At 48.4% G+C, this 20,856-nt stretch carries 19 protein-coding genes, 1 tRNA gene and 1 pseudogene; 18 read left to right on the forward strand and 3 right to left on the reverse strand.

Going from position 1 to position 20,856, the window contains the following annotated elements; genetic code table 11:
* The first annotated feature begins 144 nt into the window (after window positions 1–144).
* The 3 genes from uvrB (at window position 145) to BLD48_RS02145 (ending at window position 6,180) form a co-directional block, all read left to right on the forward strand.
* Window positions 145–2,112, forward strand: a complete 1,968-nt coding sequence (uvrB, locus tag BLD48_RS02135) for an excinuclease ABC subunit UvrB (RefSeq protein WP_071498773.1) — start codon at window positions 145–147, stop codon at window positions 2,110–2,112.
* Between the two features lies 1 nt (window position 2,113).
* A complete protein-coding gene (gene uvrA, locus BLD48_RS02140) occupies window positions 2,114–4,969 on the forward strand; it encodes an excinuclease ABC subunit UvrA (RefSeq protein ID WP_071498774.1) in 2,856 nt (951 codons plus the stop codon).
* A gap of 107 nt (window positions 4,970–5,076) precedes the next feature.
* Window positions 5,077–6,180 carry a DUF4097 family beta strand repeat-containing protein gene (locus BLD48_RS02145; RefSeq protein WP_071498775.1) on the forward strand — a complete coding sequence of 368 codons (1,104 nt, stop codon included), beginning with the start codon at window positions 5,077–5,079 and terminating at the stop codon, window positions 6,178–6,180.
* 120 nt (window positions 6,181–6,300) lie between these two features.
* Here BLD48_RS02145 and BLD48_RS02150 read toward each other — a convergent pair whose 3' ends face one another.
* Window positions 6,301–6,693: a hypothetical protein gene (locus tag BLD48_RS02150; protein ID WP_071498776.1), complete on the reverse strand. Its 393-nt coding sequence runs from the start codon at window positions 6,691–6,693 to the stop codon at window positions 6,301–6,303.
* A 120-nt stretch (window positions 6,694–6,813) separates the two neighbouring features.
* On the opposite strand from BLD48_RS02150, the gene hprK reads away from it, so the two are divergent.
* The 11 genes from hprK to BLD48_RS02205 all read left to right on the forward strand — a co-directional run bounded on the left by hprK (window position 6,814) and on the right by BLD48_RS02205 (window position 15,973).
* Window positions 6,814–7,749: an HPr(Ser) kinase/phosphatase gene (gene hprK / locus BLD48_RS02155; protein ID WP_071498777.1), complete on the forward strand. Its 936-nt coding sequence runs from the start codon at window positions 6,814–6,816 to the stop codon at window positions 7,747–7,749.
* Entirely contained in the window at window positions 7,749–8,582 is an 834-nt protein-coding gene (gene lgt / locus BLD48_RS02160) for a prolipoprotein diacylglyceryl transferase (RefSeq protein ID WP_071498778.1), read from the forward strand. The genes hprK and lgt overlap by 1 nt, the downstream gene beginning before the upstream one ends.
* A gap of 4 nt (window positions 8,583–8,586) precedes the next feature.
* Window positions 8,587–9,243, forward strand: coding sequence for a pyrophosphatase PpaX (gene ppaX / locus BLD48_RS02165; protein ID WP_071498779.1), 657 nt, complete (start codon window positions 8,587–8,589; stop codon window positions 9,241–9,243).
* Window positions 9,227–9,709 (forward strand): acyltransferase, encoded by a 483-nt coding sequence (locus BLD48_RS02170; RefSeq protein WP_071498780.1) that lies wholly within the window; start codon window positions 9,227–9,229, stop codon window positions 9,707–9,709. The genes ppaX and BLD48_RS02170 overlap by 17 nt, the downstream gene beginning before the upstream one ends.
* Window positions 9,710–9,737: 28 nt before the next feature.
* Window positions 9,738–10,118, forward strand: coding sequence for a sporulation phosphorelay system protein KapB (gene kapB, locus BLD48_RS02175; RefSeq protein ID WP_014971174.1), 381 nt, complete (start codon window positions 9,738–9,740; stop codon window positions 10,116–10,118).
* Between the two features lie 96 nt (window positions 10,119–10,214).
* Window positions 10,215–11,699 (forward strand): tetratricopeptide repeat protein, encoded by a 1,485-nt coding sequence (locus BLD48_RS02180; protein ID WP_071498781.1) that lies wholly within the window; start codon window positions 10,215–10,217, stop codon window positions 11,697–11,699.
* 60 nt (window positions 11,700–11,759) lie between these two features.
* Entirely contained in the window at window positions 11,760–12,722 is a 963-nt protein-coding gene (gene trxB, locus BLD48_RS02185; protein ID WP_014971173.1) for a thioredoxin-disulfide reductase, read from the forward strand.
* A gap of 112 nt (window positions 12,723–12,834) precedes the next feature.
* Window positions 12,835–13,704: an RNase adapter RapZ gene (gene rapZ, locus BLD48_RS02190; protein ID WP_071498782.1), complete on the forward strand. Its 870-nt coding sequence runs from the start codon at window positions 12,835–12,837 to the stop codon at window positions 13,702–13,704.
* On the forward strand, window positions 13,704–14,702 hold the full coding sequence (locus BLD48_RS02195; RefSeq protein ID WP_026830114.1) for a gluconeogenesis factor YvcK family protein: 999 nt from the start codon (window positions 13,704–13,706) through the stop codon (window positions 14,700–14,702). The genes rapZ and BLD48_RS02195 overlap by 1 nt, the downstream gene beginning before the upstream one ends.
* Window positions 14,699–15,655, forward strand: coding sequence for a DNA-binding protein WhiA (gene whiA / locus BLD48_RS02200; protein WP_071498783.1), 957 nt, complete (start codon window positions 14,699–14,701; stop codon window positions 15,653–15,655). Before BLD48_RS02195 ends, whiA begins: the two co-directional genes overlap by 4 nt.
* Window positions 15,656–15,736: 81 nt before the next feature.
* Entirely contained in the window at window positions 15,737–15,973 is a 237-nt protein-coding gene (locus tag BLD48_RS02205; RefSeq protein ID WP_014971169.1) for a hypothetical protein, read from the forward strand.
* A gap of 157 nt (window positions 15,974–16,130) precedes the next feature.
* Here BLD48_RS02205 and clpP read toward each other — a convergent pair.
* Window positions 16,131–16,712: pseudogene (gene clpP / locus BLD48_RS02210) on the reverse strand (ATP-dependent Clp endopeptidase proteolytic subunit ClpP); the annotation flags it as partial.
* A gap of 183 nt (window positions 16,713–16,895) precedes the next feature.
* Window positions 16,896–16,971, reverse strand: a tRNA-Arg gene (locus tag BLD48_RS02215).
* A gap of 168 nt (window positions 16,972–17,139) precedes the next feature.
* On the opposite strand from BLD48_RS02215, the gene BLD48_RS02220 reads away from it, so the two are divergent.
* The 4 genes from BLD48_RS02220 (at window position 17,140) to gap (ending at window position 20,756) form a co-directional block, all read left to right on the forward strand.
* Window positions 17,140–18,291: an RNA polymerase factor sigma-54 gene (locus tag BLD48_RS02220; protein WP_071498785.1), complete on the forward strand. Its 1,152-nt coding sequence runs from the start codon at window positions 17,140–17,142 to the stop codon at window positions 18,289–18,291.
* Window positions 18,291–18,551: a glutaredoxin family protein gene (locus BLD48_RS02225; RefSeq protein ID WP_071498786.1), complete on the forward strand. Its 261-nt coding sequence runs from the start codon at window positions 18,291–18,293 to the stop codon at window positions 18,549–18,551. Before BLD48_RS02220 ends, BLD48_RS02225 begins: the two co-directional genes overlap by 1 nt.
* Window positions 18,552–18,666: 115 nt before the next feature.
* On the forward strand, window positions 18,667–19,695 hold the full coding sequence (locus BLD48_RS02230; RefSeq protein WP_014971165.1) for a sugar-binding transcriptional regulator: 1,029 nt from the start codon (window positions 18,667–18,669) through the stop codon (window positions 19,693–19,695).
* Between the two features lie 53 nt (window positions 19,696–19,748).
* Window positions 19,749–20,756, forward strand: a complete 1,008-nt coding sequence (gene gap / locus BLD48_RS02235) for a type I glyceraldehyde-3-phosphate dehydrogenase (protein ID WP_026830110.1) — start codon at window positions 19,749–19,751, stop codon at window positions 20,754–20,756.
* Window positions 20,757–20,856 lie beyond the last annotated feature (100 nt).

Consider the following 20,856-nt stretch of genomic DNA (forward strand, 5'->3'; position numbering starts at 1 on the left):
AGAAAACAGTTCAGCTAACCAGCTGGACTTTTTCTTTTGGCGAAAAACGGGTAACTTCTAAAAAGAGTACTTCATAATCGAATGTTTGTTCGTAAAGTGATACAATAAAAATAGATTTTTTACTGGATGAGGGGGAAGAATACGATGGATTTTGAGTTAGTATCACCGTTTGAACCCGGTGGCGACCAACCGACGGCAATCGAAAAACTAATTGCAGGTGTCAAAAATGGTGAACGCCATCAGACGTTACTTGGAGCGACGGGAACAGGGAAAACGTTCACCGTCTCGAATGTCATCAACGAGATCAAAAAACCAACATTGGTCCTGGCGCACAATAAGACGCTGGCCGGTCAGCTTTATTCGGAGTTCAAAGAGTTCTTCCCAAATAACGCCGTCGAATATTTCGTCAGTTTTTATGATTATTACCAGCCGGAAGCATACGTCCCATCGACGGATACGTTCATTGAAAAGGATTCCTCGATCAACGATGAGATCGATAAACTCCGTCACTCGGCGACGTCCTCACTATTTGAGCGGGAAGACGTATTAATCGTCGCGTCGGTGTCTTGTATCTATGGTCTTGGTAATCCGGAAGAGTACAACAACCATGTCTTGTCGCTTCGTGTCGGCAACGAGATGGGGCGTAATGAAATGTTACGCCGCTTGATCGACATTCAATATGAACGGAACGATATCGATTTCCAACGGGGGCGGTTTCGTGTCCGCGGGGACGTCGTTGAGATTTTCCCGGCATCGCGTGACGAACAGTGTGTCCGGGTTGAATTTTTTGGCGATGAGATCGAACGGATTCGGGACATGGATCCCTTGACGGGCGAAATCATTGCTGACCGGGAACATATCTCGATTTTCCCGGCATCCCACTTCGTGACGGGGGATACCCGTCTCCAAAAAGCAATCACGAATATTGAGGCGGAACTCGAGACGCAACTCGCGAAGATGCGCGAAGACGGGATGTTGCTTGAAGCCCAGCGGCTCGAACAACGGACGAACTACGATCTTGAGATGATGCGCGAGATGGGCTACTGTTCCGGGATTGAAAACTATTCCCGTCATTTGAACTTGATGCCACCGGGATCGACACCATACACGTTAATTGATTATTTCCCGAAGGATTTTTTACTGATTGCTGATGAATCACACGTCACCTTGCCGCAAATCCGTGGTATGTACAATGGGGATCAGGCACGGAAGCAAGTGCTCGTCGAACATGGTTTCCGTCTGCCCTCAGCAAAAGACAACCGTCCGCTACGTTTTGAAGAGTTTGAAGAGAAGGTCAGTCAAGCGATCTATATTTCGGCGACACCGGGACCTTACGAAATCGAACATACAAAAGAGATGGTCGAACAGATCATCCGTCCGACGGGACTTGTCGATCCGACGATTGAAATTCATCCGATCACGGGTCAAATCGACTACTTGATGGATAATATTCGGGAACGGGTCGCAAAAAATGAACGGGTCCTCGTGACGACATTGACGAAAAAGATGTCAGAGGACTTAACGGATTATCTGAAAGAACATGGTGTCAAGGTCAACTATATGCACTCTGAAATCAAGACACTCGAACGGATCGAAATCATTCGGGACTTGCGGCTTGGGAAATACGATGTCCTCGTCGGCATCAACTTGTTGCGAGAAGGACTCGACATTCCGGAAGTCTCGCTCGTGACGATCCTCGATGCCGATAAAGAAGGGTTCCTGCGGTCGGAACGGTCACTGATTCAGACGATTGGACGAGCAGCACGGAACTCGGAAGGGCATGTCATCCTATTTGCCGATAAGATCACCGACTCGATGCAACGGGCGATGGGTGAAACGGAACGGCGGCGAAACATTCAGCTCGCCTTTAATAAAGAACATGGCATCACCCCGAAGACGATTCAAAAAGACGTCCGAGGTGTCATCAGTACGACGATTGAAAGTGATGACACGATGGAAAAACTGGAGAAATTCAATAAGCTGAAAAAACCAGAACGCGAGACGTTGCTCGAACAACTGGACCAAGAGATGCGTCAAGCTGCAAAAGACATGCAGTTTGAACGAGCAGCAGAATTGCGTGATCTGATCTTAGAATTGAAAGCAGGTGCCTAAGGTGGCAGAAAAAAAGAACAAAATCATTATCAAGGGCGCTCGCGTCAATAACTTACAAAATATCGATGTCGAAATCCCGCGTGATCAGCTCGTCGTCCTGACGGGTTTATCCGGTTCCGGAAAATCGTCACTCGCGTTTGATACGATTTATGCAGAAGGGCAGCGGCGATATGTCGAAAGTCTCTCCGCTTACGCCCGGCAATTTCTTGGACAGATGGATAAACCGGATGTCGATGCAATCGAAGGGTTAAGCCCGGCGATTTCGATCGACCAAAAGACGACGAGTAAGAATCCACGCTCGACGGTCGGAACGGTGACGGAGATTTACGATTATCTGCGTCTGCTATATGCCCGGATCGGCAAACCGATCTGTCCGAATCACGGCATCGAGATTTCGAGCCAGACGATCAGTCAAATGGTCGACCAAGTGATGGAACTGCCGGAACGGAGCCGTCTCCAAATTCTTGCACCAATCATTTCGGGTCGGAAGGGTGCCCACGTCAAAGTGTTCGAAGACTTAAAAAAAGAAGGGTTCGTTCGTGTCCGGGTCGATGGAGAAACTATCGATTTGACGGACGAGATTGAACTCGAAAAAAATAAAAAACACTCGATCGAAGTTGTCGTCGACCGGGTCGTCGTTCGACCGGACGTCGAAGCGCGTCTTGCCGATTCACTCGAAACGGCGTTACGTCTCGCCGATGGACGGGTCATCGTCGATACGATGGATGGCAAAGAATTGTTATTCAGTGAGCATCACGCCTGCCCGATTTGCGGGTTCTCGATCGGGGAACTCGAACCACGGATGTTCTCGTTCAACTCACCTTTTGGTGCCTGTACGTCATGTGACGGACTCGGAACGAAACTGGAAGTCGATGTCGATCTCGTCGTGCCACATCCAGATAAATCGCTCAACGAAGGGGCAATCATTGCCTGGGAACCGACTAGTTCACAATATTATCCCCAGTTGCTTGCAGCTGTCTGCAGTCACTTCAAGATCGATATGGATACACCGTTCGAACAGTTGTCGGAAGAACACCGTGATATCCTATTGAACGGAAGCAGCAAGGAAGAAATTCAATTCCGTTATGAAAATGACTTCGGGATGGTCCGCAATACGTCGTTGTTCTTTGAAGGGGTCTTAAACAATCTACAACGCCGGTTCAAAGAGACGTCATCGGACTATATCCGGGAACAGATGGAAGGTTACATGGCGAAAGCGGCATGTCCGACCTGTAAAGGGCACCGTTTGAAACGCGAGTCACTTGCCGTCAAGGTGTCCGGTATTCATATCGGAGACGTGACGAAGATGTCCGTCAAACAAGCGGTCGTCTGGTTCGAAGAGTTGCCGGACAAATTGTCCGAGAAGGATCAGACGATTTCGAAGATGATTGTGCGGGAGATTCATGAACGGTCTTCGTTCCTTGAAAACGTCGGGTTGGATTACTTGACGATTTCACGTGCTGCCGGGACGTTGTCTGGCGGCGAAGCGCAACGGATTCGTCTGGCGACACAAATCGGTTCCCGTCTGACGGGGGTCCTGTACGTCTTGGATGAGCCCTCGATTGGTTTGCATCAACGCGACAATAACCGTCTGATCAATACGCTGAAGACGATGCGTGACCTCGGAAACACGTTGATTGTCGTCGAACACGATGAGGATACGATGATGGCGGCCGATTACCTGATCGATATCGGACCAGGGGCAGGGGACCACGGTGGGTTCGTCACGGCAGCAGGACGTCCGGAAGAACTGATGCAAGATCCCAACTCCTTGACAGGCCAATACTTGTCGGGGAAAAAATTCATTCCTGTCCCGACAGAACGAAAACAACCGGATGGTCGGGCACTACAGATTCACAAAGCGTCGGAAAACAACCTGAAAAATGTCGATGTCGACATTCCGCTTGGTTTGTTCGTCGCTGTCACAGGTGTATCAGGATCTGGGAAATCGACGTTGATCAATGAGATTCTTTATAAAACGATCGCTCATGAAATGAACCGGGCGAAAGAAAAACCAGGTGCCCATAAAGGGATTTCCGGGCTGGATCAAATCGATAAAGTCATCGACATCGATCAGTCGCCGATCGGTCGGACACCACGCTCGAATCCAGCGACGTATACCGGCGTCTTCGACGATATCCGTGATGTCTTTGCTTCGACGAACGAAGCGAAGCTCCGCGGTTACAAAAAAGGGCGCTTCAGCTTCAACATCAAAGGTGGACGCTGTGAAGCGTGCCGTGGTGACGGAATCATCAAAATCGAGATGCATTTCTTACCCGATGTTTACGTTCCGTGTGAAATTTGCCACGGGAAACGGTACAACCGTGAGACACTCGAAGTGAAATATAAAGGCAAGACGATTGCCGACGTCCTTGAGATGACGGTCGAAGATGCCTTGGAATTTTTTGATAAGATTCCGAAAATCAGCCGCAAACTCCAAACGATCGCCGATGTCGGACTGACGTATATGCGCCTTGGACAACCGGCGACGGAATTATCCGGCGGGGAAGCACAACGGGTCAAACTGGCGTCTGAGCTTCACAAACGGTCGACCGGGAAAACGATTTATATTCTTGATGAACCGACAACAGGTTTACACGTCCACGATATCGCCCGTTTACTGAAAGTCTTACAGCGTCTAGTTGATAACGGTGACACTGTCCTCGTCATCGAACACAACCTCGATGTCATCAAGACGGCCGACTACCTGATTGATCTTGGTCCGGAAGGCGGCGACGGTGGCGGGAAGATCGTTGCGACCGGAACACCGGAAGAAATCGCGGCCGTCAAGGAATCGTATACGGGTCACTACCTGGCTCCAGTCTTGGAACGGGATGCGGCACGAATCGAATCGTGAAACTTTTTTGATTCAAGAATCGTAAAAAGGGAAGTAAGGGAAGTAGAACGAAAGTAGTAAGTATGCAGGACCGATTACCGCGTGTCAGATCAGAGGAGGGAATATTGATGAAGCAAGATATGCGCCAACTGATACTTGAACAAGTGAAAGAAGGAAAGCTGACGATTGATGAAGCACTTGACAAGCTGGAACGACTCGAAGCGATTAACGAGCATCAGTCGACAGCGAGTGAACACAAGTACGTGGACGAACCGGAACACTACGACCGGGTCGATCATTATACGGTCGATTCACTGACGTCGAAAGTCATGTCGGCATTTGACGGACTCGTCAACCGGATCAAGGAAAGTGATTTGTCACTTAATCAAACATCTGGACCAAACGTCACCTACGTCAAACAATTCCCATTCAGCGGTGAGACGATTCATCTGGACCTCTTTAATGCCAATGCCATCATTGAGCCGGGGGATCTCGAAGAATGTGAACTGACTGTGACCGGTCGTCCGCTTCGCCAAGTCAATGAAGAGCAGGCGCTCGAGCAACTTCAAGCTTCTCTTCAACATTCTGTCTCTGCCAACACGCTATCGATTCGTCTCAAGGACAAACGTGTCCGGGCGACGATTCATCTGAAGATTCCACGCCGTCATTATGAGTCATTGGTTCTCCAAACGCTAAACGGGGAAATCACGTTGTCATCACTGGATGCGACGTCGGTCCAGTTAATGACAGCAAACGGACGGATTCTTGTCCGCGATCTGTTCAGTGACGAAGTCAAGACGTCGACAGCGAACGGTTCGATTGAAATCGAAGAATCAGAAATCAAGTCACTGAAAGCAAAAACGGCCAACGGTCAAGTCATCGCCACGGGTGTTTTCGAACGGTCTGACTTAAAGACGGCGAACGGAAATGTCCGCTGTGAATTGAAAACCGTTCAAGATGCGAAGATTCAAGCATCGTCCCTAGCCGGAAGCATCGCCTTGATGTTGCCGCACGGTGCTGAGATTTATGGGGAGCTGGAAACGAACTTTGGTGGATTGAACTGTAACCTCGATGAGATGGAATTGATTCGCGATCAAAAAGAAGTCGTGAACCGTAAGTTGCACTTCTTGTCAGGTCGTGGTCGGACGCCGAAAATCGAAGTCGCTGCCGAGACGAAAACGGGCACGATTTCTGTCACACACGGCGTTCATTTAAGCCCACAAGCTCTTTAAGTTAAACCAATCCCTGTCCCTTTGATGAAAAGGAGGCAGGGATTTTTTTTGATGGCTTCGACAAAAAAACGACAACTCTCTATCACTTAGGATAGGGAGTCATCGTTGATATGGTGAAACTTAATAATCGTAATCCTGATCCATCATCGGATCATCGAAATTCATGTTTTCGAAGTTGTTCATGTCATAACCGAATTGGATGAACACGATGATCCCGATGATTGTCAGGACGATCGATGCGATGATCAAACCGATGCCCATCCAACTTTTCCGACGTGCGCGGTTCCAATAAAAGACGATGGCAAGAATAAGTGAGATGAGCGAACCGCTGATGAAGATCCCGATGATCGAAATGATGAAGAACAATAAAGCGGTTTGATCTTGGTTGCGTGAGTAGGCTTTCCACATATCGATCAGTGCCATGATCAGATACACAAAACCAACGATGGCGAGAATTCCGAATAAAATAAAGATGATAATGAGACCAATACCGCTACCTGATGATTCCATCATAAATATCCCTCCTTTTTAGACTATCTATAATCCATTCCCAAGATTGCCCACTTCTAATCGAATTCCTTGATTTTCGTAAAAATATGGTACAATACTTCAAGTGAAAGGGGCTGATTGAGCGTGCAATCAAAAGTGCGAACAGCTGAAATCGTAAAACAATTCAATTTAAAAATCGTCACCGGAGAAGAGGGGTTACATCGCCCGATTCTGACGGCTGATCTTTGTCGACCAGGTCTCGTTCTTGCCGGCTATTATGCGTATTATCCAGCGGAACGACTCCAGATTCTCGGAAAAACGGAATTGACGTTTTTCAATAACTTGACGTATGAGGAACAGCTCGAACGAGCGAATGTCCTTTGTACGGATGAGACACCGGGGATCTTGATCACACGTGGATTCGAGGTGCCGGAAGCAATCGTCAAAGCAGCAGACGAAACGAACGTCCCGCTGTTGACGACGAAGGGACATACGACATCGGTCGAATCTCAAATCACCAACTTCCTCGAGGCGGAACTCGCACCGACGACGGCGATGCATGGTGTACTCGTCGACATTTATGGGGTCGGCGTCTTCATCAAGGGAGCGAGTGGTGTCGGTAAATCCGAAACAGCACTGGAACTCGTCAAGCGCGGCCATCGCCTCGTCGCCGATGACTCGGTTGAAATCCGTCAAACGGGTGATGGCATCCTCGTCGGGACAGCACCGAAATTGATTCAGCATCTGCTTGAGATCCGTGGAATCGGGATCATCGATGTGATGACGTTATTTGGAGCCGGTGCGGTTCGTTCACATAAAAAAATCAGCCTCGTCTGTAATTTAGAAATTTGGGATCAAACCAAAGTGTATGACCGGATTGGTCTTGACCAAGAGACCTTACAAATCATCGATACGGAAATTCCGTTTTTGACGATTCCAGTCCGTCCAGGGCGAAACTTAGCTGTCATCATTGAGGTGGCTGCGATGAACTATCGTCTGAAAAACATGGGCATCAATACAGCAGAAGAGTTTGCGGGTCGTCTGGCGCAAGCGATTGAAGAGGGGAACGGTGGTCTTTGATGGGAACGTTAGCGAGTGTCCAACCAACGTTTGACCGGGTAGCGATTGAACTGGGACCGATCCCGATCTATTGGTACGGGATTGTCATTGCCTTAGGAGCAGTCGTCGGTCTGATGATCGCCATCTTCGAATCGAAACGGATCGGTTTTAATGAAGAGTATGCGGTTGATGTCGTCATCTGGGCAATTCCGATCAGCATCATTTGTGCACGTATCTATTACGTGGCGTTCGAATGGGACTATTACGGTCAAAACATCGATCAGATCATCAATATTCGCCAAGGTGGGATCGCGATTCATGGAGCGATCATCGGGGCGATCTTGACGGTATTGATTTATACCCGGAAGAAAAACATCTCCTTCTGGCAAATCGCGGATATCTTGGCGCCGTCGCTCTTGTTCGGCCAAGCCGTCGGACGTTGGGGCAACTTCTTTAATCAGGAAGCCCACGGTGGGGAAACGACATGGACGTTCCTGCAAGATACGTTGCACTTACCGGACTGGATCGTCAATCAGATGTACATCGACGGCGTCTATTATATCCCGACGTTCCTCTATGAAAGTATCTGGAATATCATCGGTGTCATTTTATTGATCGTCTGGCGAATGAAATGGAATCCACGTCGGGGTTATATCTTCCTCGGTTATCTCGTCTGGTATTCGATGGGTCGATTCTATATCGAAGGCTTACGAACGGACAGCCTGATGATGGGAGACGGACTGCGGACCGCTCAAATCGTGTCGATTGCCTTGATCGTCTTTGGGGTCGTCATGATGGTGCTTCGGAAAAATGCCGTCCGTTACTTGGACGGAACAAAACGGGAGGCGAAATGAGCCGATGATTCAAACGATTTTATTTGATCTCGACGGGACGTTGATTGATACGAACCCCCTCATCCTAAAAAGTTTTGAACATACACTCGACTATTACTACCCGGACCGGACGTTTACGGAAGCAGAGTTGCTTCCGTTCATCGGACCGACCCTCGAGAAGTCGTTTTCTGAGATGAATGCGGACCAGTGGAAAGAGATGGTCGCCTTTTACCGGAGCTACAACATCGCGATGCACGACACGCTTGTCCTTGAGTATCCGGGTGTGCTGGACGGATTACGTCGGTTGAAACAAGAGGGCTACAACATGGCGATCGTGACGTCGAAAAGCCGGCGTGTCGCCTTAAAAGGAATCGAACTGTTTGGTTTGACGCATTTGTTTGACGCAATCATCGCAGCGGATGACGTGACGGAAGAGAAGCCTGCCGTCGAACCGTTCGAAAAAGCGATGGCACTCCTTGGCGCAACACCAGACGAAACGATCATGGTCGGGGACAACGATACGGACATCCACGGCGGGAAAAATGCCGGTCTGAAAACCGTTGCCGTCGGGTGGGCCATCAAAGGACGAGCATACCTCGAAGCGTTGCAACCGGATGTGATCATCGAGTCGATGGAACACTTAAGCGACTGGATCGAGGCCGAGAATGCCAAGACGAACTGACCGCTATCACGTCGGGACGACGAATCCATTGTGGCACATGTACCGGACGGTGTCGTTTTTTAAAGTCATGTGGTGTTTCCTCATCATCACGATCGGTCGTTTTTCCCCGTCGCTTCGTTTTAAGAATAGTCTCTACCGGACGTTCTTGCGGATGAAGATTGGGGAGCGGACGGCACTCGCGTTGATGGTCATGCCGGACACGATGTTCCCGGAACGGATCACGATCGGCTCGAATACGATCATCGGGTTTAATACGACGATTCTCTGCCATGAATATTTAACGACGGAATACCGGATCGGGAACGTCACGATTGGAAACGATGTGTTGATCGGAGCCAACGTCACGATTTTACCGGGGGTGACGATTGGAGATGGCGCGATGGTCGGAGCCGGATCGGTCGTCCATCGGGATATCCTGCCAGGCGAACGGGTATCGAGTCAGCCGCTCCGCCGTCATGAAATGTGACGAAACTGTGAGAAGAGGAGGAAACGAGATGAGTTATATCCGCTTTACGTATAAAACAGGAAAGTATTTCGGAAGATTATTTGCAGAACGTCCGCAAGGGTTGGTCGTGGAAGTGTTGGCGGTTGAGAAACACCCGGTCCAAGGTGACTTGCACAATCCGAACCAGGTCGATGTTCCGCTCTTCCATGTTCGTCCAGCCCTACACCCGCACGAAAAAGTGACAGTCGCACCAAGTGTCGTTTATGCGTACGACGGTGAGATTCCGGCCTATGCCGAGAGCTTACGTCAAGCTTACGACAAAGATGTCGCGCGTCTGAACGGACAAAATCCAGAAGCGGATGCTTTCGTACAAAAATGCTTGGAGAATTACAAGGAACTGGAATCGATTTATGCGAAACGCTGGGCGTAAACCCCGGCGTTTTTTTCTGTTGCAACGGTTTCCGAGATAGGTTATTCTTGTCTCTGCAACTACGAAACCAGATTTAGATCTATGGGGGCTTGAATCATGATGGAATTAACTGAATACAAAGCAGACCCCTTTGCGATTACTATGCGCCAAGCGGAACTTTTTTATTTCCGTGGACGGAAAGCGCACCGGGAAGGGAGACTTGAAGAGGCGGTATATCATCTCGATGAAGCCACGACGCTTCGGCCCGACGATATCCGTTATCTTTTACGTTACGCACGTGTCCTGTTTGAGACAGGCGAGATCAATCATGCCAATGATGTCTTGAAACAAGTGCGGACGCTCGACAAGTCAAATACCGAATCATTATTTTATTTAGCGAATAACTACGCGCACGTCTCCTTATACGAAGAGGCAAAAAACTACGCGCTTGAATATTTATCTAGTGCACCGAACGGAAAACACGCAGAGGCATCGGCCGCGCTCGTGGAACTGATCGATCTCGAACAAGAGATGGAAGATGACGATGAGGATGAATTGATTCGTTTGCATGCTCAAGCACAACGTCAAATCGACAAAGGGATGTTATTTGCGGCGCAAGAGACACTGGAAGCTTTGATCATCCAATATCCGACGTTTTGGCCAGCCTACAACAACCTCGCCATCGTCGAGTTTTATCTGGGTGAAAATGACCGGGCGTTTGCTTCACTCGAACAGGTCCTTGATGGAAATCCGGGAAACTTACATGCCCTCTGTAATACGCTCGTCTTGTTACATGAGATGGGACAGGACGAAGAAGCCCACCGTCTATCGCAGAAGCTCGAACACGTCCGGTCGGTCAATCTCGAGACCCGCTACAAGGTCGCTTCGACGCTCGCAATCATCGGTCGTCATGATTTAGCGTATGAAGAATTGAAGTTACTCGAACGTCGTGGTTACCGGGGAGACCCGTTATTCGGTCACTGGTTGTCGATCTCAGCGTTCAAGACAGGACATGTCGAAGAAGCTGCTGCCTTCCTACAATCAGAAGAAGCCCAAGGCATGCGAGAAGAACAAGAAGCGTATGATATCCGACATAACCTTCAGTTCCGTTCCGCGTTGATTCAAGCGTTGAAAACGGAAGATGACATCTCACGGATTTTCACGGCACTTTTGCTTGGTAAACTGAACGATGAGGAAGCGAAACTGGCATTATCGATGATGCCGGAAGTGACGGATCATCCGGATGTTTTATTGCTGACAGAACAGATTTTACATGAGATGAACGGGGAGAAACTGATTGTTGATGCCCGAATTCATCGTGCGTTATTGACGATTCGTCTAGCGGAACGGTACGTTTCGGACGAAGAACGGATGAGTTTAGAAGGGGACTTTTATGAACGATTCGCGCGACTCGTCCTCAGCGGAGAGACGTTTGACGCCATTGAGGCGTCAGCTGCTGCGTTGATTTACCTGTTTCATGACGTCCGTGAAGGGACTTTGATTGAGGACTGTGCGGCTTTAGTCGATGTCTCGTTTGACGAAGTGGCGGCTGTGATTCGTTCCTATCAACGACTTTTGAACCCGGCGCGGGCAAAGTGTTAGACGTTTGTCCGTTTCTCCCCTATACTCAAATTACAACGAAAATACAGATGGGGTGGAATCATGACAGGAACTGATCAAAAAATTTATGACGTCATTATCATTGGTGCCGGTCCTGCTGGTATGACAGCAGCACTTTACGCATCACGGGCAAACCTTTCAACATTGATGATCGAGCGCGGTATTCCGGGCGGCCAGATGGCGAACACGGAAGACATCGAGAACTATCCAGGATACGACAGCATTCTTGGACCGGATCTTTCACAAAAGATGTTCGACCACTCAAAAGCATTCGGAGCGGAGTACGCGTATGGTGACGTACGCAGTATCGAAGACGGTCCGGCGTACAAAACGATTCATGCCCACAATAAGGATTATTACGCACGCGCCATCATCATCGCTTCAGGTGCGCAGTATAAGAAAATTGGCGTCCCGGGTGAAGAAGAACTCGGCGGACGTGGTGTCTCGTACTGTGCGGTCTGTGACGGCGCGTTCTTTAAAGAAAAAGAACTGTTCGTCATCGGTGGCGGCGACTCAGCGGTCGAAGAAGGGGTCTACTTGACACGTTTCGCGAAAAAAGTGACGATCGTTCACCGTCGTGAAGAATTACGTGCACAAAAAATTCTTCAAAAACGGGCATTTGACAACCCGAAAATTGATTTCATCTGGAACCATACGGTCAAACAGATTAACGAAGATAACGGCAAAGTCGGTGGCATCGAATTAATCAATACAAAAACGGCAGCGACGACAACGTATCCGATTGACGGCGTATTCATCTACATCGGGATGAACCCGATCACAGGATATGTCCAAGATCTTGGAATCTTGAATGATCAGGGATATGTCGTGACGAACGAAGCGATGGAAACCAACATCAAAGGCATTTTTGCTGCTGGTGATGTCCGTGAGAAAACATTACGTCAAGTCGTGACAGCGACGAATGATGGTTCGATTGCGGCTCAAAACGCGCAACATTATATCGAAGCCTTGCTTGAGGAATTACAGGAATCATCACAAGTCTAATTCAAGAACCAGCTTGGTTGGAGGGCACTTCAATCAAGCTGGCTCTTTTTTTGTGTTATACTGAAATCAGAGTAAAAAATACACACGGAACTGTTGTCTGGAGGGCGAAGAGATGGAAGAGAATCAACCGCAACTGGTCATCATTACAGGAATGAGTGGCGCCGGGAAAATGGTCGCGATGAATAGTTTTGAAGACTTAGGCTACTTTTGTGTCGACAATTTACCGCCGACGTTACTACCACAATTGATCGAAGTGATTGGACAGGTGCGTCCGAAAATCGCCGTCGCCATCGATACACGGGCTCGTGATTTCATCGATAGTTTCTTTGTCGTTTATGAAGATTTGAAGAAAACGAACCTGCAAATCCGAATGCTTTATTTGGACGCCCGCAATGAGGTATTGGTTCGTCGGTATAAAGAATCCCGCCGGTCGCATCCGCTGGCCCCGACCGCGTCACCGCTGATCGGAATCGAACGGGAGCGGACCCTGCTCGAAGGGTTCCGCGATAAAGCACAATTGCTGATGGATACAAGTGACATTAAACCGCTTGCCTTAAAAGAACGGATTTTAAAAGAGTTTACGGAAGGGGAACGGATCCCGTTTACGGTCAACGTGATGTCATTTGGCTTTAAGCATGGTTTACCACTCGATGCCGATCTTGTGTTTGACTTACGTTTCTTGCCGAACCCGTTTTACATTCCGGAACTCCGACCGAAGACGGGTCTTGATCTTGAGGTCTCGTCCTACGTCATGCAATGGCCGGAAGCGAAGCTGTTTTATAAAAAGCTCGTCGACATGCTCGAATTCCTGATTCCCCAGTATGAGCGGGAAGGGAAATCGCAGCTCGTCGTGGCGCTCGGTTGTACCGGCGGAAAACACCGGTCGATCACGTTTGCCGAAGCGATTAGTAAAGAATTTAAGAACCAATACCATATCGTGACGAATCACCGGGATTATGTGCATGCAAAGGAGGAAAAATAATGAAATGGGAACGAAAAGTCGTCGCCATCGGCGGAGGAACGGGCCTATCAACTCTTTTGCGCGGACTAAAACATTACCCGCTTGATATCACGGCCATCGTCACCGTCGCGGACGACGGCGGAAGCTCGGGCCGTTTGCGGACGGAATTCAACATGTTGCCGCCGGGCGATATCCGAAACGTCATCGTCTCACTGTCGAAGTCCGAGACATTGATGGACCGGATCATGCAATACCGCTTTGAGACAGGAGAAGGTCTGCACGGGCACTCGCTCGGGAACTTGATGCTGACAGCAGCTACGCAGCTCTGTAACGGTTCGTTTGTCGAGGCGATTGGTGTCATGGGACAACTGCTGAATGCGGAAGGGAAAGTTTATCCGGCAACGGAACGGACGATTACATTATGTGCCGAGTTTGAAGACGGAACAATCGTCAAGGGGGAATCGCTGATTCCAAAAGTCGGGAAGGTCATCGATCGGATTTTCCTCGAAGAAGAAGACGTCCGCCCCGTCCCGGAAGCGATTCAGGCCATTCTTGACGCCGATGTCATCGTCCTTGGTCCCGGTAGCCTCTACACGAGTGTCATTCCGAACGTCTTGATCGAAGAGATTCGTGATGCGATCAAGCAGGCGCTTGCCCCGGTCGTCTATATCTGCAACGTCATGACACAACCTGGGGAGACGACGGCCTTTACGGCTAACGATCACCTGAATGTCTTGGAACGGTTCCTCGGCAAAGGGGTGATTGATACGATCATCGTCAACAACGAATCGATTGATGTCAGTTATTTACGAAAATACCAGAAGGATCACGCGGATATGGTGACCTACGATGAAACAAGTTTTGAAGAAGCCGGCATTGAAGTGCTCGCGGACGATATCGTGGACTACAACCATCACTTCATCCGCCATGATTCGGACGCCGTCGCAAGCCTTGTCATGCGGAAAGTCTTATCGATCCGACGGGTCCGTCAATTCGAAGGGAAGGAGGAACTGACGTGAGTTTTGCTTCAGAAGTCAAAAAAGAATTAACACAAATCACGATGACCGATCACGAGATGAAGGCGGAGCTTGCTGCACTCGCCCGGATGAACGGCGCAATTTCGTTTGGTCTCGGACGTGGACTGACGCTTGATATCTCGACGGAAAATGCGTCGATCGCCCGCCGGATCTATTCGTTGCTCAAACGTGCTTACGCGGTCCATCTCGATTTATTGGTCCGGAAAAAAATGCGTCTAAAGAAAAATAACGTCTACATCGTGCGCGTCAAACAACAAGCGGACAAGATTCTACAAGACCTCGGTATTCTCGGAGAAGGGTTTACGATGATCCGCTCGATCAGTGATTCGATTCTCCACGATGAACGTCGTGCCCGGGCTTATCTCCGGGGCGCCTTTTTAGCGGGCGGGTCACTAAACAATCCGGCGACGTCTTCGTACCACTTGGAAATCTTCAGTCTGTATGAAGAACACAATGCCGCCTTACGCAGCTTGACGAATCAGTTTGACTTGAATGCAAAAGCGATCGAACGGAAAAAAGGGCATATCCTCTACATCAAGGAAAGTGAAAAGATCTCTGATTTCCTGAAGCTGATTGGTGCAACCTATTCGATGTTACGTTTTGAAGATGTCCGGATTTTGAAGGATATGCGTAATTCGGTCAACCGACTCGTCAACTGTGAGACAGCAAATTTAAACAAGACGGTGGGTGCGGCGTTACGCCAGGTCGAGAACATCAAGTTCTTAGAACGGACGGTCGGGCTTGATGTCTTACCGGACAAACTCAGAGAAATTGCGATCTTACGTGTGACCCATCAAGACGTGACGTTACAGGAGTTAGGCGAGATGGTCGAAAGTGGTGCCATCTCGAAGTCCGGGATCAATCATCGATTGCGCAAGATTGATCAAATTGCGGATAAACTCCGAAACGGCGAATCCATGACCGGGGCTCTTTAGGGAGTAACTTGCGAGATGAACCATAGTCTACTATAATATATAGTCGGTGCAACTAAATGTTCGAATTAAGGAGTTTTTGAAATGGCTAATGACAAAAAACGTATTTCGCTGACGGTAGATGCGAAGTTTGATGAACTGCTTACGAAAAAAGCAAAAACGATCGGTGTTCCGAAAAGTACACTCGTGACGTTTGCGACTTCCCTGTTCCTGAAGCAATTACAGGCAGAAGAAGAACTTTCACCACATGCGAACGGAATCTACACACTGATTCGTGAAAACCACGATATCGTATCTGATATCACAGACATGATCGATTAATGAATAAGGACCTCTGTCCCCGTACTTCCTTCTTGAGGGAAGAAAAAGGGATTGAGGTCCTTTTGTTTAGTGTGTGGCAAAATCAGTTCAGTCCGGTATTTGAACACTGACTAAAAAAAACCGCCTCCACATGAAGTGAAGACGGTTCGGTGAAAGCTTATGCACGTTCCATGACACGGTCGATTAAACCGTAGTCAGCTGCTGATTGAGCAGACATGAAGTTATCACGTTCTGTATCACGTTCGATGACTTCAAGTGGTTGTCCTGTATTTGTAGCCATGATTTTGTTTAAGTGTTCACGCATCTTGATGATCCGTTCCGCGTGGATTTTGATATCCGATGCTTGACCTTGTGTGCCACCGAGTGGTTGGTGAATCATGATTTCAGCGTTTGGAAGCGCAAAACGTTTTCCTTTAGCGCCTGCTTGAAGCAAGAAAGCACCCATTGATGCAGCCATTCCGATGCAGATTGTTGAAACTTGTGGTTTGATGAAGTTCATTGTATCGTAAATCGCCATACCGGCTGTGATTGAACCACCTGGGCTGTTGATGTAAAGCGAGATTTCTTTATCTGGATCTTCTGCTGCTAAGAACAGTAACTGGGCAACGACTGAGTTGGCGACGTTGTCGTCAATCGCGCTCCCGAGAAGGATGATCCGGTCTTTGAGCAAACGTGAGTAGATGTCGTACGCACGTTCCCCGCGGTTGGTTTGTTCGATGACTGTTGGAATTAACATAGTCTTTGCCTCCTTATAGTAGGTATGTAGCTCATATTCGACTTGTTCTTATCATAATCCTTTGGTCAGGATTGGTCAAAAGATACGACGCGACTTCTAGGTATTTTTCCTGAAACCGTTTCGTGTAAACATACCGATATAGAAAAAAGGCAACACCGAGAACGGCATTGCCTGTAGATTCAAGTATGGTACACCCGGAGAGATTTGAACTCCCGACACCTGGTACCGGAAACCAGTGCTCTATCCCCTGAGCTACGGGTGCATGTTTTTACTGAACAATTAATAGTATACCGACATTTTTTCAGGAAAGCAATACTAGAAACTGAAGTTTCTTGTTTTTTTGTAAAAGGCTGAAGGACGATTGATTCAATCCCCATACATTATAATAGAAACAGAACCACATCCAGTCGGAGAAAGGGAAGATGAACAGATGGAACAGAGACAAGAACAAGCGCAGCGTCTTGTGATGTCAGCAGCACAGTTGTTTCAATTATCGGTTTTAGAAGAGACGCGCGCGGAACTAGAGCAACATCTTTACCGGATCATCCGTCGTGCCAGGCACACGAAACATAATGGAAGAAAAACAATCCATCCGGATTTAGAGCAAGTTGCGGATCGGATCGACTCGTTTGAGAATGAACTTCTGAAGCAAATACGTTTAGAATCGGTCAGACAGGAAATAGGATATATGGCGGAACAACTCATCATGTACTTAGATACGGATGGACTACTCAGAACGACAGACGCACAATTGGCGGTTCTTCTTGCGAGCGAAGAGTCGATCATCAGACAGGCGCGGCAACTGCTCCAACACTGTGAACCAACCGGTATCGCGGCACGTTCAGAGACGGAGTGCCGATTGTTGCACGCCATCGAGTCAGAAGAAGACCAACTGATTGATCTGGTCACCGAGTTACAAGAAGGGATGTCGCTGAAGCAAGCCTTGGAGGGAATCAGGGATCTAACGGAGCGACAGCAAATGAAGCAACGAATCAATCGGTTGCCGAAAAGACCGGTCTTGCCGACAGCAACGGTCGTGACGATACCGGAAGCTGAAGTACAGCTGATTGATGGTCAAATCCAAATTGTCTGGTATGACATACCGGTCGATGCGTCCTGGACGGATCTTGAAGAAGCGAAATCCTTTTTAAGTGCGTACGAACGGCGACGGAAGACGCTAGAGGCGATTTTAGATGTCGTCACGAAACGACAAGTCCGCTGGTTTGAAGGTGAGCTTCACCTGGAACCACTGACAAAAAAGGAAGTTGCCGAACAAACGGGATATCATCCTTCGACGATCGGTCGAGCGATTGCCAACAAAACGGTGCGGACTGCCCACGGGACATTGGCGTTAGAAAATTTTTTTGTATCGAAGACGCAGGACGGGACATCCAGCTTTTTGATCAAGGTACGGATGGCGAAGCTGATTCAGGAAACAACCATGCCGTTGTCGGATCAACAGATCGCTGATCGTCTTCAAGTGGAAGGCATCCAAGTCGCGCGACGGACGATTGCCAAATACCGGTCGAATCTTGAATTGACCCGGTCCGACATCACGAAGAGACGAGAGGCGAATGACTGATGCAAACAAAAGAACACATGACCTTAATATTGTATTCACGTCCGGGATGTACGCTATGTGAGGAAGCCGCCGTCTTACTTGATTTCGTACTCGACGAATTTCCCGGTTGGACGTACCAAGAAATCAACATCGATGAAGATGCAGCGCTCAGCTTACGGTTTTTATATGAAATTCCGGTTGTAATGTATCAGTCTGAAATTTGGAGTTATGGAAAATTTGAGACAGAGCCCATAAGAAACCGCTTACTTGAAAAAAGTTGAAGGGTGAGGCTTGAATCCTCGTGCGATGGCTGTTATGATGAGGATGTACCAAGTGGGACAAGATACGACACGCGGGACGTAAAGTGTCCAGCAGTTTGAGAGGAGCGGGAAATACATGATTCGGCAGTTAGTGCAGATCCAAAAGCGAATCGTGCCTGATCTGATTGAAGAAATGCAGACACGTTACGACATACTTCATTATGTCCGGCTGATGCAACCGATTGGTCGACGTACACTCGCGACAAGCCTTGGCTTGACGGAGCGGGTATTACGGCGCGAAGTAGACTTCCTGAAAGAGCAAGGATTGCTCGAAGTGGCAACACAAGGAATGTCTTTAACGGACGAAGGACGGACCGTCTTACGGAGTATGCACAGTGTGATGGCAGAACTAGCTGGGATTTCCGATATGGCGAAAGCTTTAAAAGAAAAACTGGGCGTACGGGATGTCGTCATCGTACCGGGTGACTCGGATCAGACATTTTGGGTACAACGCGATATGGGACGTGCGACAGTCGCACGTTTGAAACGAGAACTTTCTTCATCTGTACACAACACGATTGCCGTCACAGGAGGAACAACGATGGCTTCCGTCGCGGCGATGATGTCGCCCGACAAGGAAAACCGTCCGATGACATTTGTGCCAGCACGTGGTGGACTAGGCGAAACCCTTGAATTACAAGCGAATACGGTCTGCTCACGAATGGCGTCCCGTGCACAAAGTGATTATCACTTATTGCACATCCCGGACATGGTCAGCACGGAAACGTTTGTCAAGATGGTGGAAGAGCCAAGCATAAAAAATGTGTTACAAATGATTAGAGATGCTTCAATCGTGGTACATGGAATTGGTGAGGCAAAAACGATGGCGAAACGTCGTCGCGCTTCAACCGAGTTACTGGAACAGCTTGAAACCGAACACGCAGTGGCAGAAGCATTTGGTTATTATTTCGATCGGGACGGGAAAATCGTGCACCGGGTGAAGACGGTTGGTCTGCAACTCGACGACTTGAAACAAGTCGAACACGTCATCGTCGTCGCGGGTGGACATTCCAAGGCAGAAGCCATCAACGCGTATGTCAAACAGTCCCCGAACATCATCCTGATTACGGATGAAGGGGCAGCAACAACGATTTTGAAAGGGTAGCCCCCTTTTGAATAATAGATAACTCGCTTTACATTAAAAGGAGGAAAATTATCATGGCAGTAAAAGTTGGTATTAATGGATTTGGACGTATCGGACGTTTGGCACTTCGTCAAATTCTTCAGTTTGACGGAATCGAAGTAGTCGCAATCAACGACCTTACAGACACTAAAATGCTTGCACACCTCTTAAAATATGATACGACTCAAGGTCGTTTCGACGGCGAAGTCGAAGTACACGATGGTTACTTCCTCGTCAACGGTAAAGAAATCAAAACACTTGCTAACCGCAACCCAGAAGAACTCCCATGGGGCGAGCTCGGTGTTGACATCGTTCTCGAATGTACTGGTTTCTTCACAGACAAAGAAAAAGCTGAGCTTCACTTGAAAGCTGGAGCTAAAAAAGTCGTTATCTCAGCACCTGCTACTGGCGACATGAAAACAGTTGTCTTCAACACGAACCACGAAATTCTTGACGGAACTGAAACAGTTATCTCTGGTGCTTCATGTACTACGAACTGTCTCGCGCCAATGGCAAAAGTTCTTCAAGATAACTACGGAATCGTTCAAGGTCTCATGACAACGATCCACGCTTACACAGGCGACCAAAACACACTCGACGCTCCACACCCTAAAGGTGACTTCCGTCGTGCACGTGCAGCGGCAGCTAACATCGTTCCAAACTCAACTGGTGCTGCTAAAGCAATCGGTCTTGTTCTTCCAGAACTTCAAGGTAAACTTGACGGATCTGCACAACGTGTACCAGTTGCTACAGGTTCACTCACTGAGCTCACAACAGTTCTTGAGAAGAAAGTAACAGTTGAAGAAGTTAACGCAGCAATGAAAGCAGCAGCTAACGAATCTTACGGTTACACGGAAGACGAAATCGTTTCTTCTGACATCGTTGGTATCTCTTACGGATCACTCTTCGATGCAACACAAACGAAAGTCGTTACAATCGGCGACAAACAACTCGTTAAAACAGTTGCTTGGTACGACAACGAAATGTCTTACACTAGCCAGCTCATTCGCACACTCAAACACTTCGCAGAAATCGCTAAGTAATTCGAGCAATTAAATAGCAATTGAATAAGAGCGGAAACGATACCAGTCTCCGCTCTTATTGCGGAAAAAAGTCTGGAGGGGCGCATTAGCCCCTCACTAT

The organism is Exiguobacterium sp. KRL4 (genome assembly GCF_001870785.1).
Lineage (GTDB): Bacteria > Bacillota > Bacilli > Exiguobacteriales > Exiguobacteriaceae > Exiguobacterium_A.